The following is a 3,518-nucleotide window of genomic DNA, read 5'->3' as shown; positions in this document are numbered from 1 at the left end:
TGACCATGAACCGTCCCGCTACACTCCCACCGCTCGACATTCACCCAGGTCAAGCCTCAAAGTACTGCTGGAGTACTAGTGCCCACCCCGCCGGACCTCAGCCTGCGTCGCCGGCGGGCGGGACGGGCTCCTTCATGGTCAGACCGACGAGCGCGGACAGGACGGGCATCGAGGTGAGGCACGCGATGGCCGCGGTGAGGCCGGCGTGGTCGGCGACCGTCCCGACCACGGGCGCCACGAGGCCGCCGATGCTGACCGCAAGCCCGAGGGTCACGCCGCTGGCGGTACCGACCCGGCCCGGCAGGTAGTCCTGCCCGAGCGTCACGTGGATGGAGAACGGCACGTACAGGGCAACGGAGGCGGCGGCGATGGCGGCGAAGACGGCCGGCCCGGGCACCAGCCAGACGCCCGCGACGCAGACGACCGACGCGACATACGCGGCCCGTACGGTGGCGATGCGGCCGTAGCGGCCCGCGAGCCGCCCGCCCAGGAGCGTGCCGGCCGCGCCGACACCGTAGAAGACGACCAGCGCGGTCTCGCCCGTGGCGGTGCCCGCGCCCAGACGGCGCTCCACGAACAGCGCCAGGAACGTCCCGAACGACGCGGTGACGATCGAGCGCGCGACCACCGGGACCGAGAGCCTGGCGAAGCCCGCCCAGTCGTTGCGCGGCGGTGCCTGCACGGCGCCGGCCGGTCGCGCGGCGGCGTGCGCGCGCTGGAGCCGGCGCCCGGAGGCGAAGGTCACCACGGCCCACAGGAGGGCGGGAACGGCCAGCGGGGCCGTCCCGGAGACGCCGAGGGTGCCGAGGACGGCGGCGACGAGGACGGGCCCGAACGCGAAGCCGATGTTGCCGCCGAGGGAGAACCAGGACATGGACACGTGCGAGCCCCGGGCGGCGACGCGTGCGAGCCTGGCCGACTCCGGATGGTAGGCCGCCACGCCGAGCCCGGAGAGCGCCACCGCGATCAGGGTGACGACGTACGAGGTGCTCAGGCCGGACAGCCCGACCCCCACACCCGCGAGCCCCATCCCGGCCGGCACCAGCCACGGTGCGCTTCTGCGGTCGGTCAGCAGCCCGAACAGGGGCTGCACGACGGCCGAAAGCACGGTCGCCGCCACGGTGATCCAACTGGCCGTGGCGTAGTCCCAGTGCCGGGCCGCCGTGAAGAACGGGATCAGTGCGGGCACGGCGCCCTGGTAGAGGTCGTCGACCGCGTGCCCGATCGACAGCAGGGCGATGGCGCGCGACGGTCCTCGTTCCCCGGCGGCCGGCTTGACGGGGGCGGTGGTGGTGTCCATGCCGCCATGCTCCGGCGGGCCCGCCCGACGCGGCTACCGGTATACAGTCGGGATATGCGGTCAACCCGCCAGCCGACCCGCCGACCCCGCGAGGTGGCGCCGACGATGCGCCGTTCCCTCGCGGTGGGGGAGCAGATCCCCGCGCACCACCACCGCGAACACCAGCTGGTCTACGCGGCCGGCGGGCTGCTGGCGATCACCGCGGGCGCCGGCACGTGGATGGTGCCGCCGCAGCGCGCCGTGTGGGTTCCCGCGTACGCCGAGCACCGCCACCGCGCCTGGGGCAAGACGGACATGCGCGCCGTCCTGTTTCCCGTCACCGTCCGCGCGCCGTTCCCGGCCCCCGCCGTCATCGCGGTCTCCGGTCTTCTGCGGCAGCTCCTGCTGGCGCTGACGCAGCCGGGCGACCGGTCCGAGGCGGAGTGCCGACGCCTGCGGCAGGTCACCCTCGATGAGACGCGCCGGGCGCCGGAGCAGCCGATCCTCCTGCCCGAGCCGCACGACGACCGGCTGCGCGCCGTGACGCGCATCCTGCGCGAGCAGCCCGCCGACCCCTCGACGCTCGCGCAGCTCGGGCGGCGCGTCGGTGCGAGCGAGCGGACCCTGACCCGGCTCTTCCAGGCCGAGACCGGCATGGGCTTTCGTCAGTGGCGCGCCCAACTGCGCGTGCACCACGCCCTCGTGTCCCTGGCCGCGGGACACTCCGTCACCCGTACGGCCGTTGAGACGGGATGGAGCAATGTCAGCGCGTTCATCGAGACGTTCACCGGTGTGACCGGCCAGACGCCGGGCCGCTACGCCGCCTCGTTGAGCGGGCCGCGCCCCGGCACGGACGACACCGCTCCCGGGACGCGGTGATCGGCCCGCCGCGACCCACCAACAGATTAGTGACTTGACTGTTTAGTACTTCACTGTCACGGTGGGGCCATGTCCACCACCTCCACTCCCCCCACTCCCTCCACTCACGGGTCCGAGCAGTCTGTGAGATGGCATGCCACCTGGGCTCAGTCGCTCCCGGACGTCCGCGCTGACGGCGAATGGTTCGCCGATGTCACTCTCCGCTCCCACCTGCGCGTCAGCGCCGGCGGCGACCGGGTCCGCCTCCAGTTCGGCAACCGGTTCGGGGACCACCCGCTGCGCATCGGCCGGAGCGCGGTGTCCACCCGCGGCCGTACTGCCGCCGCCACCTTCGACGGGCGCGACGGCGTGACGGTCCCGGTCGGCTCCTCGGTGCTGACCGACCCCATCGACCTGCCGGTCGGCCACCACGGAGCGGTGAAGGTCGACTTCCACCTGCCCGAGCGCACACTCTTCCCGCCGTTGTTCGCCGGCTCGGGCGACTTCACGTGCCAGATGTCCGAGCCGGGCGATCACGTGGGCGCCGCCGCGTTCCCGGCCGTTACCGCCCCGCCGTTCCCCATGCCGGACGACGCCGACCTCACCCTTCACGAAAGCGGACCGTTCCTGCGCACGGTCGAGGTCGCGAACCGCGTTCCGCACGCGGTCGTCGTGTGTCTGGGCGACTCCATCACGGCGATGGGCTGGCCCGAGATCGCCGCGGGTCTGCTGCCGGGGGGCTCCGGTCTCTCGGTCGTCAACCGCGGCATCCCCGGCAACAGGCTCCGCCTCGACGCGGGGCCCGCGAACCTGTCGAACGGCCGCTCCGGCCTGAGCCGGTTCGAAGACGACGTCCTGAAAACCGCCGGGGTCGCCCAGGTCGTCGTGGCCCTGGGCACCAACGACCTCGGCCTGCCCGGCGCATTCGAGCCCCTCGGGGAACTGCCCACCGCGGCGGAGTTGATCGCGGGCTACGAGACGCTCCTGGAGCGGGCCGGCACCGCGGATGTCAGGGTTCGCATCGCCACCATCACCGCCAGGTCCGGGTCGGACGACTACGACGAGCGACGCGAGCAGATCCGCGGCGCGGTCAACGACTGGATGATCCGCGCTCTCGGTCCCGAAGTCGTCATCGACTTCGACAAGGCACTCCGCTGCGACACCTCACCCCTCAGGCTCGACCGGCGTTACGACAGCGGCGACCACCTCCACCCCAGCGCCGCCGGACAAGAACAACTCGCCCGCACGGCCGTCGCCGCGCTGCTGGCCGAACTCCCGTAGCGGGCGCCCACAACGACCGACCGCGCCCCCCGGTACCGCCCGCAGGCCCCCCCCCCCCCCCCCCCCGGCCCGCGGCCCCCCCCCCCCCCCCCCCCCCCCG

Annotated in this window: 3 protein-coding genes; 2 read left to right on the top strand and 1 reads right to left on the bottom strand. The window is 73.5% G+C overall.

Annotated features, from left to right (window positions below; all coding sequences use genetic code 11):
• Positions 1-97 precede the first annotated feature (97 nt).
• Positions 98-1,300 carry an MFS transporter gene (locus LCE31_RS37935; RefSeq protein WP_225022695.1) on the bottom strand — a complete coding sequence of 401 codons (1,203 nt, stop codon included), beginning with the start codon at positions 1,298-1,300 and terminating at the stop codon, positions 98-100.
• Between the two features lie 105 nt (positions 1,301-1,405).
• Here LCE31_RS37935 and LCE31_RS37930 point away from each other — a divergent pair, with 105 nt between their 5' ends.
• A complete protein-coding gene (locus LCE31_RS37930) occupies positions 1,406-2,158 on the top strand; it encodes an AraC family transcriptional regulator (protein WP_225022694.1) in 753 nt (250 codons plus the stop codon).
• Positions 2,159-2,227: 69 nt separating this feature from the next.
• Positions 2,228-3,418: a GDSL-type esterase/lipase family protein gene (locus tag LCE31_RS37925; RefSeq protein ID WP_225022693.1), complete on the top strand. Its 1,191-nt coding sequence runs from the start codon at positions 2,228-2,230 to the stop codon at positions 3,416-3,418.
• Positions 3,419-3,518: the final 100 nt, after the last annotated feature.

This window comes from Streptomyces sp. 8L (assembly GCF_020176795.1).
GTDB lineage: Bacteria > Actinomycetota > Actinomycetes > Streptomycetales > Streptomycetaceae > Streptomyces.
This window is presented reverse-complemented; position numbering and strand designations above follow the sequence as displayed.